The organism is Turneriella parva DSM 21527 (assembly GCF_000266885.1).
GTDB lineage: Bacteria > Spirochaetota > Leptospiria > Turneriellales > Turneriellaceae > Turneriella > Turneriella parva.
Map to the genome: position 1 here is coordinate 1,960,639 of NC_018020.1, position 18,325 is coordinate 1,978,963.

Here is an 18,325-nt window from a genome sequence, read left to right on the forward strand (position 1 = left end):
AAATGCAGCTGACGCCAACTCCAGAGGCCGGTGCGGGTAAGCACTTATTGCGCAAAAGCGGCGATCGCCTTTTCGTTGAAACGACGCCTGAACTGAATAAGGCGGCCCTTTATATTCTCAAAGCTGCATGCGGCTTGATGCATGCAGAAACCTGTTTTCTCACTCTGCGAACCGGCGATGGTGTGAAAACCTATCGCATGTCATCCCGCGCGCTGACGGCTCTCGAGAAGAATATTATGCAGAAAAGTCTCGTCGAGTGCGAGACCATTGCCATTGAATCGCGCCAGAAAATCTTCAACCAGGCACAGGTTTCCATAGGTGAGGCTGAAACATCTTACATTGCCTCGCCGCTGATAACCGAAGGTAAAGGTGCTCTTGGCGGTTTGCTGTGGGTGACTAAACTTGGTGAAGAGGCCTTCAACGAAGAAGATGTGAGCCTGGCAGCGACGTTTGCGCGCACCTTTGCGCGCATGCTGGCCAATTGTATTGCGTCGCCCGACAACACCACGCTTCTCGTTAAATTCAGCAGCAATCTGGTTACGATTTTCGAGAATCTTTACCTCTACAGGCGCAACATCGAGAATAACTTTTTACTCTCAGAAATGATCAAAGTGTCGAAGATGATCAACTCGACGCTCGACCTCAATAGTCTGCTCGAATCGATTATGGATTCGGCGAAAATCGTCTTGAAAGCCGAAGCATCTTCTCTGATGCTGATCGACCGCAAGACCAACGAACTTTTCTTCAACATCATATCGGGCGAAAAGGAGCGCGATCTCAAAGAAATCAGAATACCCATCGGGGTGGGCATTGCAGGCATCGTCGCCGAAACCTGCAAGCCGCTGGTCGTCAACGACGCGCAGAACGATGAACGCGTCTACAAACAGGCAGACGAAAAGATCAATTTTGTCACCAAAAACCTGATCGCCACACCCCTCATGGTACGTAACCGCATCATCGGCGTCATCGAAGTTATCAATTCGGTCGGGCGTAGCGAATTTACGGAGAAAGATCTCGAACTCTTTAACACGTTTTCTGAACAGGCTGCTCTCGCGATACACAATCGCGAGTTGATTGACTCGCTCAAAGATATTAACCGCGAACTGAAGAAGAAGGTGCATGAGCTTTCGAGTCTGCACGAAATCGGCAAAGTGCTGATGTCGACGCTGAACGAAAAAGACCTGTTTGATTCAATCGTGCGCATTATCGCCGACGAAATGCTGGCCGACCGCGTTTCGATCATGATATATGCCGCCGACCACGACGCTCTCGAAATTGTATCGCATCACGGTCTCGAACTTTCGCCATTCGAGCGCACCTTTATTGCTCTCGACAGGTCGCTTGCGGGCAAGGCATACAAAGAGCGAAAGCTCATCTACACAAACTCACTGGAAAAATCGCCATACGCTACCTTCAGAGATGTCGAACGTTACCACACCGGTGGGTGTATTATTCAGCCCCTGATGCATGGCCAGGAGATTTACGGAGTACTGAATATCTCAGACCGCCAGTCGCCAACCGGTAGCGAATTTACCGACGACGACCTGAGGCTCGTGGCGACCATCGCGAGCCAGATCACGCGAAGCATTCAGAATTTTCGCCTGCTCAATGAAATGCTGCAGAAGCGTTCTTATGAAAAAGAACTCGAAATCACTTCGAGTATTCAAAAATCGATTCTGCCGAGCCATTTTCAGAAATCAGCCTGGTTCGACCTCGGGGTTATTTCTGAACCGGCGAAGCTCATGGGCGGCGACTTCTATGACTATCTCGCTTTCGACGGTGACCAGTTCGTTTTTTCTGTAGCCGATGTCAGTGGCAAGAGTCTGCCTGCGGCCCTCTTTATGGCGGTCACGAGCTCGATTATTCGCACCTATGGCCGCGAGGTGCGCTCGCCAGCCGATGTACTCTACAAGGCGAACGACCTCATCTATCAAGACAGCCAGTCGGGAATGTTTGTCACGTTGTTCTATGCGCTCTTCAATGCACCCGAACACGAACTGCATTTTGCCTCTGCAGGCCATAACGAGCAGCTGATTTTTCGCCACGATACCCGGCGCTTCGAGAAGCTTGGCACCCGTGGTCGTCCGCTCGGTGTTGTCGATTCTGCAACGCACGGCGTCTTCGGCGAAGGGCGTGCCTTCTTAAACGAAGGCGATTTGCTGATTCTTTATACCGATGGCGTTGTCGAAGCAATCAACGAGCGCAAAGAAGAATTCGGGTTTGAGCGTTTCTGCCGGCTGATCAGCGACAATATGCTGCTTTCGTCTGATCAATTGGTGAAAAAGATTTTTCGCGAAGTGAAAAATTTTGCGGGTTCTGAAGCGCAATACGACGACTTCACTCTTATGGTGATCAAGGTCTTGAAGTGATGTGTCGTGTGCGCAAAGAGTTTCGGGCTGAAAAGGCGGCGATACCGCAGGTACATGATTTTGTGCGCTCGACACTTGAGGCCAACGGCGTGCAGGGTGTTTCGCGGGACGATCTGGTGCTCGCCTGCGACGAGGCAGCGACGAACATCGTTGAGCACGGCTTTACGGGGAAAAGCGGCATGACCAATGGAGATCCTCATTTTATTCTGGCTTTGAATTGCCGCCAAAACCGCGTAACTGCGACTTTCTTTGATTCTGGGGCGAAATTTGACCCACGCACTGCTGCATTGCCTGATTTTCGCAAGAATCTTGCAGGCGAGCGCCGGGGTGGCTATGGCGTCTATATGATACGGCGGCTTGTCGATAAAATAGTTTACAGCGCACGGCGACGCCTGAACATTACAAGGTTAGTAAAAGAGGTATCAGGCTAGAATGCTCAGAACAAAAGAAGTTGGCAACTACATCGTCGCATACCTCAAGGGCAGGCTCGACGTTCACATCAGCGGTGAAATCGAAAAAGATCTCATGGCGCTGAGTGAAAAAAATACCGAAGCAGATTTTATTCTGAATCTTGAAGGTATCGAATACATGTCTTCGAGCGGCCTGCGTGTGCTTGTTGCCCTCATGCGCCACCTGCGCGGTAAAAACCGCAAAATGAAACTCTGCAACATGAACGTTGCTGTGAAAAAAATCTTTGAAGTCGTCGAACTGATGGACATGTTCGACATCTACCCCACCGAAGAAGACGCGCTGAAATAAGCGATATGAAGTTCTTTCTTTCGTCTCTTGCCAATCTTTTCAAGGGCGACAAGATGAGACATAATTCTGCTCCGCCGTTGGTGCAGGGGCGCGGGCTATCGCGTGAGGATTTCATGCGAATCTACGAGAGCATGCCTGATTCGGCCCGCGCGCAACTGTTCGCCGGGCTCGATTTTAAACAGAAAACGCGGCTGCTTGAGCTGCTGACACCAGGGTTCAAGAAAGAAGAGGCGGCCGTCACAGCTGCCGAGCCAGAATGGCAAGCCGAAGATTTTCTGCCCGAACAAGACGAGCGCAAAATTGCGCGACTGCGGCACGTGCGCGAAGTGAAGCAGGTGCGTGAGCTCTATGCAAGCCTTGCCGAATACCCGGCGAGGTCGCTCGCCGATGTGCTCGAACCAGAGAGCGCATCGGTGGCCGCGGTGGTGTTGCTGCAGCTGGCGCATAAGCAGGCTTCAAAGGTGTTGAGTCTCATGCCAGATTTGCGTCGCGGCGAGGTTGTGCGCGCAATGGCTACAGAACGGCAGATCAGCAGCGAGGCGCTTGTCGCGCTCGGCAAAAAAATCGGTGAACGCCTGCAGAGCCTGCCGCAGGCCGAAGAGCCTCGCCTCGACGGTGTGAAGCATGTGAACGAAATTCTGAAGCTATTGGGTGTTGAAGACGCCGACCGCATTACCCGCGAAGTCAGCACTGCAGACGCGGCGCTCGGCAAAACTCTCGAAAAGAGTCGTTATACCTTTGAAGACCTGACGCAGCTCAGCGCGAAAGATTTTCGTCACCTTTTCAGTTCAATGCCCGATGAGAAGCTGTGGGCCCGGGCGTTGAAGGCGATCGATCAGGGCCAGCGCAAGGCGATGCTGAGCAAATTGCCGGTCAAGCGTGCGGGCCTCATCGCCGAAGCCATGGCAGATATCAAAACGACGAGGCTCGACAGCATCGATAAAGCACGCCGCGAGATTCTGGGCCGTGCACTGCAATTGGCGGCGCGGCACGAGATACGTTTCGCCGGGAACGGATTGCACTGAAGCGCAGACGCTACCTCATCTCTGGCCGCGTTCAGGGCGTCGGCTACCGGCAGTTTGCCTGCGACACGGCACGGCTCATGAAAATTGCCGGCTGGGTTCGCAACCTGCCGACCGGCGAAGTTGAGGCCGAGGCACAGGCCGATGAAGTGACGCTGCAGGCCTACGAAGCGAAACTGCAAAAAGGGCCTGCGCTCGCGAGGGTGCAACAGGTCGCGATTCAAGATCTGCCTGTGAACCCATCGGAAAACAAAGCATTCGAGATTCGGCGCTGATGTGGTTCTACAACCTGCTTCTTTATACGGCATACCCGCTGTTGTGGTTAGTCTCGCGCTGGCATAAGCGCCTCGGCAAAAATTTTGATCTGAGAAAAAAACTGCCTGACTTTTCAGCAGCGCGCGGCAAACGCCATATCTGGTTTCACGCATCGTCTGCCGGCGAATTTGAACAGGTCAGGGCGCTCGCGATTGAGATGCGAAAAGTACATAAGGATTTCTTTTTTTCATTCAGCTTTTTCTCTGACAGCGCATGGCGCGCCCGCAAGAATGACCCGGTACCCGATGCTTTTTTCGCGTTACCTTTTGATTTTCGTCGCCGCATGCAGAGTTTGGTGGTCGCCATGAAACCCGATGCGCTCGTGATCGGTAAATACGACGCGTGGCCCAACCAGGTGAAGGCCTGTTTCGCCGCAGGCGTGCCTGTCTATGTGATCAGTGCAACGCTGCCAGAAAAATCTTCAAGGCATCGCTTTCCGTTGCGCGTTTTTTTGGCAGGCATCTACCGACCCATGCGCGCGATCTTTGCGATCAACGGCGATCACGCAGCGCGCCTCAAAAAAATTTCGCCGCACAACGTGACGGTCGCCGGAGACACTCGCTTTGATGCGATTTCGTATCGGCTGAAAGAAGGCGCGAAGCACGCGAAAGCGGTGCAGGCGCTCAGGCGGCAGCTCGGCAATAGGCATGTGATCGTCGGGGGGTCGAGTTACGCAACCTCGGAAAAACTGATTCTGCAATTCGTGCGTGCTGTGAATCAAACTGGTAATAAGAAGTTCGCCGCGGTTATAGCTCCTCACCATGTTCAGCCGCAACGTATTGCTGCGATTGAACAGCAGTGTCTCGATTCAGGTCTCACTACAGCGAAATGGAGCGACGCAAAACGCGCGCAATTTGATGTGCTGATAGTCGATGCGCTCGGCGTTTTGCCTTACCTCTACGATCTGGCGACAGTCGCTTATGTCGGGGGCGGGTTTGAGGGGTCAGTGCATTCCGTGATCGAAGCGGCGATTGCGGGAGCGCCGATTGTTACCGGGCCGCATCTCGCCAATTCGGCCGAAGCGATTGAGCTGCAGGGCCTCGGGCTCTTGACCAGCCTCGAGGCACCCGAGGCTCCGGCCTTTTATGCTGCTGTGGAAAACCTGTGCAAAACCCGCGCCGCAACCTCGAAGCAGCTGAAAGCCTACTTCAGACAAAGAGTGGGCGTGAGCAGGCGAATTTTGCATACTGTGATGGACGACCTGTACAAACAGTAAGAAGGGGAATTATGGCATACGCACCAATTGTGATCGAACAGACGAACCGTGGCGAGCGCCACTACGATATATACTCGCGCCTGCTCAAAGACAGAATCATTTTTCTGGGCTTTCAGCTCGACGACGCCTATGCAAACGTGATCATTGCACAGCTGCTTTTTCTCGAATCTGAAGACCCAGAGAAAGACATCTATCTTTATATCAACTCACCGGGCGGCTACGTTTCGGCGGGCCTCGCCATCTATGACACCATTCAGCTGATTCGCCCCGAAGTGCGCACGGTATGCACCGGGCAGGCCTCGAATATCGCGGCGCTGATACTCGCGGCAGGGGCAAAAGGCAAGCGTTCTGCGCTGCCACACTCACGTATTTTGCTGCACCAGCCAATGGGCGGTGCATCAGGCCAGGCCTCTGATATTGAAATTCAGGCGCGCGAGGTGTTGCGTATTCGTGACACCCTGAACGGCCTTTACCAGCAGCACACGGGGCAGACGCTCGAGAAAATCGAACAAGAGACAGAACGCGACCTCTATATGGATGCCGCCGAAGCGGTCAAATGGGGTCTCATCGACTATGTCATTTCGGCTCGCCCCGAAAATACCTCGAAAGAAATCGCGAGTTAAACGATAATAAAGAGATAAGATGGCTGAGCGTCGTAGTTATGATTCGGGCAACCATTGCTCATTTTGCGGTAAAGAACAGGCAAAAGTAAACCGCCTGATAGCAGGCCCCGGTGTGCATATCTGCGACGAATGCGTGCAGCTGTGTAACGGTATCTTGGCCGATGATCTTGAAAAGCAGGCGGCGCCGGCAACCGTACAGAAGTTGCCCAAACCTGCAGAAATCAAGAAGACCCTCGATGAGTACGTTATTGGGCAAGACGCGGCAAAACGTGCGCTTTCGGTAGCTGTCTACAATCATTACAAGCGGCTGCAGTACGAGAAAGACGTTAACTCGAAAAATGGCGGTAAGTTCTTGCGCAAGCACGCTGCCGGTGAAACCGCCAATGTCGAAATTGACAAATCGAATATTCTGCTGATCGGCCCCACGGGTTCGGGTAAAACATTTCTTGCGCAGACGCTCGCGCGCATTCTGCAGGTGCCCTGCGCTCTGGTCGATGCGACTGCACTCACCGAAGCCGGTTATGTCGGTGAAGACGTTGAGAACATTTTGCTGCGTCTCTACCAGAACTCAGACGCAAATGTCGAAAAGGCGCAGACGGGTATCATATACATCGACGAAATCGACAAGATCGCACGCAAATCAGATAACCCGTCGATTACCCGTGACGTTTCGGGCGAAGGCGTGCAGCAGGCGCTGCTCAAAATCATCGAAGGCACGGTCGCGAGCGTACCCCCGGTAGGCGGTCGCAAGCACCCCCATCAGGATTTTATCCAGATGGATACCCGCAATATTCTGTTTATCTGCGGTGGCGCGTTTGAAGGCCTTGACAGGGTCGTTTCGCGCCGCGTTGAGAAGTCGACGCTCGGTTTCGATTTTCAGGCTCCCAAGCGCAAAGACCAGTCGGGCGAATACCTGCGCCAGGTAACACCCGATGACCTGATGAAATACGGATTGATTCCTGAATTTATTGGCCGTTTGCCTATCATTCGCTCGCTCGACAACCTTGACGAAGCCTCGATGGTAAAGATACTCACCGAACCGCGTAATGCGCTCATTAAGCAGTACAAAAAAATATTTGAGCTCGAAGGCATTAAGCTGACATTCGAAGACGCCGCCATACAGGCGATCGCGGCTAAAGCGCTCACGCGCGAAACCGGCGCGCGGGGTCTGCGCGCGATCGTCGAAGACGCGATGATGGACCTCATGTTTGAAATACCAACGATGATCGGTGTCGATGAAGTCATTATCACACGCGAGATGATCGAATCGGGAGAGAAGGCGCGCATTATCACGCGTGCTGAAACCGATAAAGAGCGCAGCCGCAAAGGCAAAGCGGCAGAGAACGCCGCCGAGAGTTACGAAATTCCGCCGGAGAAAATGGCTTAATGGGCCAAGAGACCACAACGAATTCTGCCGAAGCGATTCGTTATCCGCTGCTGCCGCTGCGCGATATGGTGATATTTCCCGGCAGCGTCACCTCGATCTTCGTCGGGCGCGAAAAATCGATGGAAGCCACGCGCCGCGCGATGGACTCAGACCGCCGCATTCTGCTGGCGACGCAGCGAAACGCCGAAATCACAATACCTGGCCTCAGCGATCTTTACGAGACAGCGGTTGCCGGTGAAATTCTGCAATTGCTCAAGATGCCCGACAATACCTATAAGGTATTAATCGAAGGCCTGTCGCGGGTCAAGCTCGTCGATGTCGACAGCAGCGATGAAACCTGCCCGTACGCGGTCGCCGTTTTCGCCAGGTCGGCTGAGCCCGAAGGTGAAAAAGAACAGCATTTATATGAGAAATCCGTCATTAAGCTGATTGACGCGTTTGAACGGCTGAATGAACAGCAGACTTTTCTTTCGGTCGAAGCGTGGCGCGAACTCAGGGCGAAGAACCAGCCCGAGCGCCTGATCTTCGCGGTGGCTGAAAGCCTGCGCATACCGTTCGTCGAACTGCAAGATATTCTCGGCACCGACAGCCTGTGGGAAAGAGCTGAAAAAGTCAAAGCGGCGATGGAAAACCAACTCGAACTCTCGCGGCTCGAGGGACAGATACACGACAAAGTGCGCGCGCAGCTCGATAAGATGCAGCGCCAGTATTATCTGCAAGAACAGATCAAGGCGATTCGCGACGAAATGGGTGAAACCGAGCCCGACGAATTTGAAACGCTGCGCAAGCGCGCGAAGGCCAAGACCTGGCCCGACGACATCAGGCAAAAGGCCGAGTCTGAAATTCGCAAGCTCGAGAAGATGCCGCCGATGTCGGCCGAATCGGGTGTGATTCGCAATTATCTCGACTGGCTGCTCGACCTGCCTTTCAGCGAAGCGACGACCGACAATGCCGACATCGCGCAGGCAGAAAAGATTCTCGAAGAGAGCCATTATGGGCTCGAAAAGATCAAAGACCGCATTCTTGAATTCATCGCCGTGCGCCAGCTTTCGCCCGAACCGCGCGGCCCGATTCTTTGCCTGTCGGGCCCGCCGGGTGTGGGCAAAACGAGTCTTGCGCGTTCGCTCGCCGACAGCCTTGGCCGCAAATTCGTACGCATTGCATTAGGTGGGGTTCGCGACGAAGCTGAAATTCGCGGCCACCGCCGAACCTACATCGGCTCGATGCCGGGGCGTATTATCGCAGCTCTCAAGAAAGCTAAAGTCAATAATCCCGTCATTTTGCTCGATGAAATCGACAAGATCTCGTCTGACTTTCGCGGCAATCCGGCGGCGGCGCTGCTTGAAGTGCTAGACCCTGAGCAAAACAAAGAATTTACCGACCACTATCTCGACCTGCCGTTCGATCTGTCGAAGGCGCTTTTTGTCGCAACCGCAAACGTCACGCACTCGATACCCGAGCCGCTGCTCGATCGCCTTGAAATTATTCAACTTTCGGGTTATACCGAGATGGAAAAAATTCAGATCGCGAACAAGTACCTGATACCGCGCCAGATTGATGAAAACGGCATCAAGGGTGTCGAGCTCGAATACACGAACAAATCGCTCGCATACATCATTCGCCACTACACCAAAGAAGCTGGCGTGAGGCAATTTGAGCGCGAACTCGCACAGATCGGCCGCAAGATTGCGCGCGAAGTCGTTGAGAAGAAGAACGATACTGCGACCTTCGCGCTCGACAAACAAAAAATAATCCAGTATCTCGGCCCCGCGAAATATCTCTACACGCGCAAAGAATCAGAAAACCCTGTGGGCAAAGTCAGCGGTCTCGCCTGGACTTCAGCAGGGGGGGATATCCTCAATATCGAAGTTGCTTTCGCGCACGGCAAAGGCAACCTGAGTCTCACGGGAAATCTCGGCGACGTGATGAAAGAATCGGCGAGCACTGCGCTCGGTTTTGTGCGGTCGCAGGCGCATTTTCTGGGCCTCAGTCCCGACTTTTTCGAGAAGAACGACATCTTTATTCACGTTCCCGAAGGTGCGATACCCAAAGACGGGCCTTCAGCGGGCATTACGCTTGTGACAGCGATCATTTCAGCGCTCACGCAGCGCGGAGTTCTAAGCCACATCGCGATGACCGGTGAGGTAACGTTGCGCGGCAACGTGCTGCCGATTGGCGGACTCAAAGAAAAGGTGCTCGCGGCCTTTCGCGGCGGCATCACGCATGTGATTTGCCCGAAAGATAACCAGAAAGACTTCGAAGAGATTCCCGCGAGCATTCGCCAGCAGATGCAGTTCTCATTTGTTTCTCACGTGCGCGAGGTGATTGTGCTCGCGCTCGTGCAGGGCAGCAGCATCTTTCAGGAAAAATCGGGGCTGGCTTTCTACGCGACACACCTTACCGGCGCCGCAGCAGCACCGATAGCCACCGGCCCCACGACGACGCAGCCCATGTAAACCGGGTTCACCCGCGCCCATTTGCGACGGCAGCGAAAGCCGCCTGTGCTTGACCCTCTGAACGACCGACCGAAGTCACCCCGATGACACCTTGGCAGGCCGCAACTCTCGGCATCATCGAAGGCCTTACCGAATTTTTGCCTGTCTCTTCGACAGGCCACATGATTCTCGCGAGCGCGCTGATGGAGATCAAAGGCGACTTCGTCAAAACTTTTGAAATCGCGATTCAGCTCGGCGCCATCGCGGCGGTGTTCGCGCTCTACGTGCGCCGGTTTCTAAAAGAACCGCGACTCTATTTCATTCTCGCCGTCGCATTCATACCGACAGGCATAGCCGGCCTCGCAGTTTACAAATACATCAAGGCTCTGCTCTTTAACCCGGTTTCGGTCTCTGTCGCGCTCATCGCCGGTGGCGTCGTGCTGCTGTTCTTCGATCGCCTTATCGCACGACGCCATGCACTGCAACCGGCTCACGACCATGGTTCGACTAAGCACCAAAATCGGAGACCCGAAACGGGTCACACCACAGGTGATGTCGGTATCACACCCAAGACTGCATTCGTCATCGGCATCTTTCAAACGCTGTCGCTTGTGCCTGGCGTCTCGCGCGCGGCGGCGACAATCGGCGGTGGCCTCGTGATGGGCCTCAACCGTGTGCGCGCCGTCGAATTTTCTTTCTTGCTCGCGGTGCCGACCATGGTCGTCGCGACCGCCTACGATCTTTTCAAACAGCGCGAAACGCTCAACGCAGCGCACCTCGACCTGTTGGCTATCGGCGCAGTTGTAGCGTTTGCTTTCGCCCTGCTGGCGGTGCGTTTTTTTGTCGGATTTATTTCGAAACGTGGCTTTTTCGTGTTTGGGGTTTACCGCATAATTGCCGGGGTTATTTTTCTGATTTATTTCTGGGGGCGGAGCTTTTAGGCCACTTCAAGGGCAGGTTTTTGTTTCGGTCGCCGACGCCGCGTTCTGCGGGTTCATCGTCGTTCTGAGAATCCAGTCTCCCGCGCTGGTGCCTGCTTTTTCGCTGTTGCCCTGGGTTTCATGCCCGCCGGTCGCCAGCATGCCGGTTGTGACGTTCGTGTCGTTTGTTGAGTTATAGCAGGCCTTGCGTTCATAACTCTGCCCCTGGGCTGGGCTTGTTGAATATGACGGTAGCTGCAGAAAGGTGGCCGTATCTGTGATCGTACCATAACTCAGAGTATCTACGACATTCGACGACCCGGTACATGAGCCAGAGCTAGAAATGAGTACGACACTCTCGCTCGTACCTGTAAGAGAAGTCCCGGTGGGACTAGAATAGTCGGGCGTAAGGCCGCCATAGTTTGAGGCTAGGTATCCGGGACCCGCAATGAGAAAATAACCCCGCGCGGAGATGCTGGTGGCAGCAGGCAGAGTCGCCCAACATGATGTCCCACCTGCAGCCGCACGGCGCTGAACGAACCAACCACTGATGTCGATTGCCGCACCGGTGGGGTTATAAAGTTCAACGTATTCATCGTTGTTTCGGGCCGCGTTGGCGTTGCAATCTGCACCCGATGTGCTGGAGAACCTGCAACCACCGACTTCGCTGATTACCACTGTAGTCGCCGGTGTGCTCGCGGGAGCAGCTGTTGTGAAGGTAAACGAGACACCCGATGCCAACGCAGTCAAACCGGCCGACCTGAGGCCCGTTGACGCGGTGACGCAGTAGGTAGTGGAATAGCTCAGAGCCGAGTTATTAAAAAGGGCGATCGATGTGCCGCTGGCGGTTATGCCACCCAAAGCAATTTCACTGCTGGTGCAATCGCTATTGGCATAGAGCTTTAATATGGCGTTGGTGAAGTCTGATCCTGTATTCATGGCCATATTAAATTGCAGACTCACGTTCGTTGAAATAGGAACATTCGTCGCCCCGCTGGCCGGCGTGCCCGCGTTTGTGCCGCTCACCAGTATTTTGGGTATCGCGGCCGTGGCAGCTACGCCGGGCGACCAGAGAATACCAGCGTTGCCCGAGGCGGTTGTGTGATCGACGAAGCTGCCTGTGCCCTCGGGGCTTCTTACCTTTGAAGCTCCACCCGCGAGAAAAGTGACACCGGGTGTCGTGCCGTAATAGAGCTGATTGACCTGCGTACCCATCGATGTTTCGAGAGTCACGTAATACGTTGGGGGAGTATCGGTCAATGAAAGGCTGGATGCCGTGAAGGTGGCCGCGCCGCCAAAACTTCCGGTGGCTGTGCCGCCGCCGAAGACAACGGCTCTCGCGCCCGCAGCAAGTGATGTCGACGCGGGAAACGTATAGCGTAAGGTACCGGGCGAAGTCGTACCAGTTTTGATTGTCCAATTGCTGATGTCGACAGAACTTGCTTCGTTATTTATAATCTCGATAAATTCATCATCGCCGCTGCTTCTGCTGCCGTCACCGTTCGCGTCGCCGGCTGCCCCGGCTGCGACCACAGCAACAACTTCGTTGATGGTGACATTCGGCGGTGCAGAATAACCCGTGAAATTCGCCGTGTTTGTTGCAAGCGGCGCCGAAGTGGCGTTGAGCGTTACCCCCGTGACATAAACTGTATATGCAGTTGAAGCGGTCTGGGCTGAGGTCGTAAGCGTCACGACCGAGCCTGCAAGTACGGCTGCACTGACGCTTAGATCAGGCGTGCTGCAATTGCCGTCGGCTGTAAGGGCGATACAATAGTTTGTAGGGGTCTGTGCCTGTGCCAGATTCGGCGCCCCGTCAAACGTTACGGTCAATGTCGTTGAATTTGTCGTGGCCGCGGCCGAAACAACATTGAGCGAACCGTTTAGCCCGCCCGGTGTTGCACTTATCAGCTGAAAATCCGATGAATTCGAGTTTGTGTCGGTGCCGTTTGGCATACGCGATATGGCACCATTGGCATCCGTGTCTGGCGCGCGAACGCCACCTTCTGCTTCGCCGCTACCGGCGATGGTGACCCAGTCGATGACATTGGTCGATGTGGCTGAAGTGATCGGCGTATTGTTGGTGGTCAAAACAACGCAATAGCCAGAATCAATATTACCCAGCGTCGCAGAGTTAACATTGGGGAGTGAATGACCTGACCGTGCCACGACGAAATAGCCACCTGCGGGCACCGTGCCCGAAAGTGCAAGAATTTCTGTTACCTCGCCCGTGCTAACAGTGCAACCCGCGTCGCGCTGAAGGTATAAGCCGGTTAAACTGATTGCCGAGCCCGTAGGGTTGTAGATTTCAACGAAATCGTTGCTCGCCGATGAGACGCCGATTTCGTTTATCTTGAGGTTGGGTATTGCCGCAGCCCCGGTAAAGTTAGCTGTGTTCGTGAGCAATCCCCCACCTGTTGCCGCCAGTGTCACACCCGTCACGTAAACCGTGTAAGCCGTTGAGACATTCTGCGCGCTCGTCGTCAGCCTGACGGTGTTGCCGGTCAGCACGGCTGCGCTGATGGTCAGCAGAGACGATGAACAACTGCCGCTGCCTGCGAGCGCAACGCAATAGTTGCTAACGGTCTGCGCCTGCACCGTATTCGGCGCGCCGTTAAACGTGACTTCAAGCGCGGTGCCGTTACCCGTGGCGGCGCTCACGACATTCAGGCTGCCGTTTGCACCGCGGGGCGAGCACGGTACAGTTGCCTGTGTTACAAAATCGGCGCTGTTGACGTTGGTGTCAGTGCCATTGGGGTTGCGTGAGATACACTCATTATTGCCACCGGCGTTGTCGGGCGCGACTGCACCACCTTCGCGCGGGTTTGACGCATTGCCATAGCCCACAAAATCAACGACCTCGTCGTCTGTCGATGTCGCCGGCCCCGCGCCGCTCATGACGAGAGCGAAACAATCTGATGCATCGATCGTCACAGCCCCCGACGCGACAAAATCGAGCGCAGGGCATGCGCCACCTGAAGTATAGGTGCTGCCACCGGCCAACAGATAAGAATTCGCAGCCAAGGTGCCCGTGAGCGCGATGTTCGAGGTATAGTTGCCAGCTCCGATTGTACAAGCCGTTCCCGAGCTGCCGGCATCGCGGTAGAGCGTCATACCTTCGAGACTCACCGGAATAGAATTGGGATTCAGCACCTCGACATAGTCGTTCGCCGTTACACCCCCGCAGTTCGAGCCTATTTCATTGATCACCAGGTTCTGCGTGTACCACCTGGCCGTTGCCGTGTATGTGCTGCCCGATTGAGTGAGTGTAATCGTTACAGTATCGCCCGATGCGACCTGCAGTTGGTTGCCTGTGCTTGCTGCGGCAGTGAAATTGAGATTCGTGCCGAAGGTGTTCGAGCTGAAGATTCCCGTATTCGTGCCCGTTTCTCTGAGCGTCAGCGTGATGCCAGTGGCGTCGCTGGTTGAACTGGCAATCACGGTAATGTCTTGCAGCGTCGAGATGTTTGTATTCGCCGCAGTGTTCACAGCAGTGATTTTCGCAATTCCATTCGGGTGGGTCGCTGAGGTTGTGAAATAGAGATTACGGTTGAGTGCGACTGACGGCACAGGTACCGAAGTGGCTGCCCCAGGCGTACCGAATGTGCGCTGGTTGAACTGCGAGTCGATCTGCGTGTTTTGGGCCAGCGCGTTGAAGTTGGATTGCCAACTTGTCAGCACATTTCCCGCCGCGATCGGAAACTTTCTCTCCATGCTGCGGCGAATTTTTCCCGTGCTGTCGTTGGTGCCCATGATGTTGCCAGACCCGCTGAATGGGGTCGCAGCGTCACCAGCCGTATCGATAACCGTGCCGGGAAGCGAGGCATAGTCAGCCGGGGTCGAACCGGGTGTCGCAGGGCCGTTGGTGATTTTGCATTGAACTGAGGAGTTCGTGATTCCCGAGCTGCCGAACGATGTGAAATACGTCGATTGAGGAAAAGCTCCGCTGTTTTTGCGTGCAATCGTGAAGTAACCGCCTGCGGGAATCACAGCGCCGGCTGGCATCACAAAATATCCGTTAACCAAGGTGCCGTTGGTGGTGCAGATAAAACCCCAGCCGCTGATATTGATCGGCGAGGTCGTTGTGTTATAAAGTTCAACGAATTCATCGTCATCGTCAGACGATTGCGAATTGGAAAATGAACCCGCCCAGTTAATCTCGTTGATCACAACCGCCCCGGCAACCGAAGTGTCGCCGGTATTGCTCGCCACCACCGAGACTGCGCCGATGCGATCGAGATACGATGCCACCAAATCTGCCACTTTTCGGCCACGCAGCTCAATTAGAACGCTGTCGTCAGACGAGTTGCCTTGCGAGCGCAGCGCGCCGGTGTAAATGAAGGCTTTGGCAGAGGTTGATCCTCTGTCGACGACGAAGATGTTCGCGCCAACGCGCACGTTGCTGTTTACGTATTGCGCCGGGTTGGTGAGCGTATAAGCCTGCGATGACGAATCGAACAGAGCCTGGCTTGAGAAATATTTACCGAGCGGCAGACCTTTCGCCTCTTCGAGGCGATCAAGGGTTTTGGGCACGTCAAGGTTCGCGTTGCTCGAATTAGTCGTTAAGAAGGCAGTAGAGTAGAAATCCACACGCAACGTTGCTTCGGATAGTTCTACAGCCAGCACGTTGAGCGGGCTTTCTTGCGGGCCCCAGAACGCGCCGATCACCTGATCGCGCGCGGTAAACTTTGTCGTGAAGTCGGTTTTCGCCTTGCCATTGCCAAAGAGCAGTTGAGAGAACATATTCGACTCGCGCAAGAAATCACGAGCAAGACCGAACTGCGGCGTACCGACTTTGATCGCCACATTGGGCGTTGTGGTCATTTGCGTCGCGTCGGGCGGCGCGGTTGAAAGGTAGATATAGCGCTCGTCAGCGAGGCAATAGTTGTGGCGCATGACGCCAGCGCCGGTGTTGCCGTAGAGCAACTGGCTCTGCGTGCCGTCGAGTGGTACGGTAATGATAGTGAACGCCCCGCTGGCTTGTAGGGCGAGTGAACCCGGGTCGTTGCTGCGAACGTCGCCATCGAATGCCACCTTCACCTGAACCCCACCCCGTGCCCGGTCAATCAGAGCGCTCGTGACGTCACTCAGCGTCAACGCAGAGAATGCACAGTTGAGCGTGACCCGCGAGCCGCCGATCACGTCTAAGAGCGCGGCTTTCATGCCGCCGTCGTTCTGTGCCGCGAAATCAGTCGTGTAGAGGTTGAACTCTTCGATTGTCTTATCGGTGTCGCCAAACGGGTTCGATCGGCACGAAACAAGCACCGAAATCAAGAAAACGAAAATAATTCGGCGCAGGCGCTGCACAACCCAGCGGGCTGCCCTGACTCAAAGAAGCAAGGTTTTTTTGTTTCTACCCTGCGGCGAATGCCAACATATAGAACATTTGCCCGAGGCCTACAATCGCTCCCAAAACGGCACCCAGAATAATCAAGATCCATTCGTCTTCTTGAAATGCCGACCGCAGTAGCGACTCAAAGTCTTCGCCCGGCAGATCTTTCATGCGGTTGTAGATCGTCTGTTTTACGTTCATCGAGCGGTTGATGAGTTTTTCCATTGTCTCTGAGGCCTCAGACAGCCGGTTCGCAAGCTCTGCCGCAACTTCTTTGCGGCTGCCGTCGCTCGCTTTCTCAAAAGCCGCAATCGCGCCCGCGTCTGCACCGTCGGCCTTAAGCTCTTGTACGATGTCATCGTTCATCGTCTCAACAACCGTTCGGCTGATGCGGCGATAGAGAACCTCATCGAGAATATTTTTGCCATTCAAAACGTGCTCAGCGAACATCGTCGAGAACTTATCAGACACTTCGACCTGGCGGCGGTGAAAAAGACCCTGGTATTTAAAAAAGTACAAATAGCGCGTTTCAACCATCGGTCTGAAGATCATGATGAGCGCGAGCCAGTTCGTGACGTAACCCACGATAATGCCCTGCACAGGCAAAGTCCATGCACCTGGGTAAAGCCACCAGATCAGCATCTGTGCGAGACCAAAAAGCGTGCCAAAATACCAGCCAGAGGCTCCGATAAATTTGAACTCCTTCTTGCCTATTTCTTGAAACAGATCGACGAGCAGGTGCGTGTTCTCGCCTGTAAGGTTGCGCAGCACCATGTTCTTGAAGCTGAAGACTTTGCCGACGTCTTCTTTGAGGTGCCCTGTAATCTGGTCGAGACGCTGCTCAGATTCGGCGAGCGCCTTCGCGACAATTTTGCCCTCGTTTGCAGAAACCTTCGCCTTCAGTTCAGCAGGTACGGCTTCAAGCACGCGGTGCATCATGTTGGGGATGTTTTCTTTCAATAAGGGTTTGTATGAATCGGCGAGTTTATCTGTGGGAATCTTGGCGAAGAAATCATCGATTTTGATAAGCTTTTCACTTAGAATGTTCACTACTTTGAGTGCGAGCCCCGTCGACTTGCGCGGCACAATGCCTTGCCAGCCCAGATACGGCGGCTTCAGGCCGACAAAATTCAGCGGGTAAAACATCATCTTCAGCGCCATGACATTCGTCAGCCAACCAATGAAGCCATACGTCACCGGCATGAACAGTATGCCGATTAACTCCGCATTTTTCGCGAGCCATTCCATGGGGTGCAAATACGAACCGGCGACATTGCGAAAAGTGAATCTTTGTTCACAGAAAAAATCTCATTGGAATGAGAAAATTCGGCCGTTTCTTGGTAGTTAATAAGTAGGATGCAAAAAATAGATGCCTTAGAGCACCACCATACGTCTTTATCATTGCGCGTTAAATCATGCCGCAGCGTCACTGCCGCCCGCAAGATTCTCAGGCGCAACGGCTTGACGCTGTCGGAGTCTGAAATTCTGACCAGTCTTGCCAAAGAATGCCTCAAGCGCTGGCGCGGTGAGGGCAAAAAATCAGCAACCCCCAGACGCTACAATGTCGAGGCGGCCGCGTACCGTATTCGTCCGTGGTACGTTAACCGCGTGCTCTACTCGGCACTCTGGGAGCGCGGCATTCATTCGGGTGAATCGGTCTCACGAATGGTTGATTTTGCCGTGCGGTTTTATCTCCCCAGATTGCTTGAAGTGTTGTTGCGTGTTAGGCGCGCGGGGGTAAGGCAATCGCCGTCCAACATCGCCTATTGGGCCCGCAGGTCAATGGCACGTAAGCGGGCGTACAAAGAGGTATTTATTAACTACCAATGCAAAACATACTTGAATCATGCAGGCGACCTGATTTACATGCAAGTTTGTACGCAAGTGCCCAAAAAAGGCCTTAGCCCGGACGAAATTCAGCATTGGAACACGCGCGCAGCCTGAATAGAA

13 protein-coding genes are annotated in these 18,325 nt (G+C 54.2%); 11 read left to right on the forward strand and 2 right to left on the reverse strand.

The window, feature by feature from the left end:
* Positions 1–2: 2 nt before the first annotated feature.
* The 10 genes from TURPA_RS09495 to TURPA_RS09540 all read left to right on the forward strand — a co-directional run bounded on the left by TURPA_RS09495 (position 3) and on the right by TURPA_RS09540 (position 11,067).
* A complete protein-coding gene (locus TURPA_RS09495; protein ID WP_014803084.1) occupies positions 3–2,369 on the forward strand; it encodes a GAF domain-containing SpoIIE family protein phosphatase in 2,367 nt (788 codons plus the stop codon).
* A gap of 8 nt (positions 2,370–2,377) precedes the next feature.
* Positions 2,378–2,800, forward strand: a complete 423-nt coding sequence (locus TURPA_RS09500; protein ID WP_157210454.1) for an ATP-binding protein — start codon at positions 2,378–2,380, stop codon at positions 2,798–2,800.
* Position 2,801: 1 nt separating this feature from the next.
* A complete protein-coding gene (locus TURPA_RS09505; protein WP_014803086.1) occupies positions 2,802–3,128 on the forward strand; it encodes an STAS domain-containing protein in 327 nt (108 codons plus the stop codon).
* Positions 3,129–3,133: 5 nt separating this feature from the next.
* Complete coding sequence (locus TURPA_RS09510; protein WP_014803087.1) at positions 3,134–4,153, forward strand: FliG C-terminal domain-containing protein; 1,020 nt, start codon at positions 3,134–3,136, stop codon at positions 4,151–4,153.
* 17 nt (positions 4,154–4,170) lie between these two features.
* Positions 4,171–4,425, forward strand: coding sequence for an acylphosphatase (locus TURPA_RS09515; RefSeq protein ID WP_245536837.1), 255 nt, complete (start codon positions 4,171–4,173; stop codon positions 4,423–4,425).
* Complete coding sequence (locus tag TURPA_RS09520; protein WP_014803089.1) at positions 4,425–5,681, forward strand: 3-deoxy-D-manno-octulosonic acid transferase; 1,257 nt, start codon at positions 4,425–4,427, stop codon at positions 5,679–5,681. Before TURPA_RS09515 ends, TURPA_RS09520 begins: the two co-directional genes overlap by 1 nt.
* An 11-nt stretch (positions 5,682–5,692) precedes the next feature.
* Positions 5,693–6,304: an ATP-dependent Clp protease proteolytic subunit gene (locus tag TURPA_RS09525; RefSeq protein WP_014803090.1), complete on the forward strand. Its 612-nt coding sequence runs from the start codon at positions 5,693–5,695 to the stop codon at positions 6,302–6,304.
* A gap of 19 nt (positions 6,305–6,323) precedes the next feature.
* The gene (gene clpX, locus TURPA_RS09530) at positions 6,324–7,691 is read left to right on the forward strand and encodes an ATP-dependent Clp protease ATP-binding subunit ClpX (RefSeq protein ID WP_014803091.1); all 1,368 of its coding nucleotides are present in this window, start codon (positions 6,324–6,326) and stop codon (positions 7,689–7,691) included.
* Positions 7,691–10,147, forward strand: coding sequence for an endopeptidase La (gene lon / locus TURPA_RS09535; RefSeq protein ID WP_014803092.1), 2,457 nt, complete (start codon positions 7,691–7,693; stop codon positions 10,145–10,147). Before clpX ends, lon begins: the two co-directional genes overlap by 1 nt.
* An 83-nt stretch (positions 10,148–10,230) precedes the next feature.
* The gene (locus tag TURPA_RS09540) at positions 10,231–11,067 is read left to right on the forward strand and encodes an undecaprenyl-diphosphate phosphatase (protein ID WP_014803093.1); all 837 of its coding nucleotides are present in this window, start codon (positions 10,231–10,233) and stop codon (positions 11,065–11,067) included.
* 6 nt (positions 11,068–11,073) lie between these two features.
* Here TURPA_RS09540 and TURPA_RS09545 read toward each other — a convergent pair whose 3' ends face one another.
* Both TURPA_RS09545 and TURPA_RS09550 read right to left on the reverse strand, forming a co-directional pair.
* Positions 11,074–16,350: a lamin tail domain-containing protein gene (locus TURPA_RS09545; RefSeq protein ID WP_014803094.1), complete on the reverse strand. Its 5,277-nt coding sequence runs from the start codon at positions 16,348–16,350 to the stop codon at positions 11,074–11,076.
* 46 nt (positions 16,351–16,396) lie between these two features.
* A complete protein-coding gene (locus TURPA_RS09550) occupies positions 16,397–17,623 on the reverse strand; it encodes a DUF445 domain-containing protein (RefSeq protein ID WP_014803095.1) in 1,227 nt (408 codons plus the stop codon).
* Positions 17,624–17,776: 153 nt separating this feature from the next.
* On the opposite strand from TURPA_RS09550, the gene TURPA_RS09555 reads away from it, so the two are divergent.
* Complete coding sequence (locus tag TURPA_RS09555) at positions 17,777–18,319, forward strand: hypothetical protein (RefSeq protein WP_157210455.1); 543 nt, start codon at positions 17,777–17,779, stop codon at positions 18,317–18,319.
* The last annotated feature ends 6 nt before the right edge of the window (positions 18,320–18,325 follow it).

Excerpts from the sequence above, each read along its gene's own strand:
- TURPA_RS09495 (WP_014803084.1), top strand. The coding sequence starts at position 3 with ATGCAGCTGACGCCAACTCCAGAGGCCGGTGCGGGTAAGCACTTATTG.
- TURPA_RS09505 (WP_014803086.1), top strand. The coding sequence starts at position 2,802 with ATGCTCAGAACAAAAGAAGTTGGCAACTACATCGTCGCATACCTCAAG.
- TURPA_RS09510 (WP_014803087.1), top strand. The coding sequence starts at position 3,134 with ATGAAGTTCTTTCTTTCGTCTCTTGCCAATCTTTTCAAGGGCGACAAG.
- TURPA_RS09520 (WP_014803089.1), top strand. The coding sequence starts at position 4,425 with ATGTGGTTCTACAACCTGCTTCTTTATACGGCATACCCGCTGTTGTGG.
- TURPA_RS09525 (WP_014803090.1), top strand. The coding sequence starts at position 5,693 with ATGGCATACGCACCAATTGTGATCGAACAGACGAACCGTGGCGAGCGC.
- clpX (WP_014803091.1), top strand. The coding sequence starts at position 6,324 with ATGGCTGAGCGTCGTAGTTATGATTCGGGCAACCATTGCTCATTTTGC.
- lon (WP_014803092.1), top strand. The coding sequence starts at position 7,691 with ATGGGCCAAGAGACCACAACGAATTCTGCCGAAGCGATTCGTTATCCG.
- TURPA_RS09540 (WP_014803093.1), top strand. The coding sequence starts at position 10,231 with ATGACACCTTGGCAGGCCGCAACTCTCGGCATCATCGAAGGCCTTACC.
- TURPA_RS09550 (WP_014803095.1), bottom strand. The coding sequence starts at position 17,623 with ATGGAATGGCTCGCGAAAAATGCGGAGTTAATCGGCATACTGTTCATG.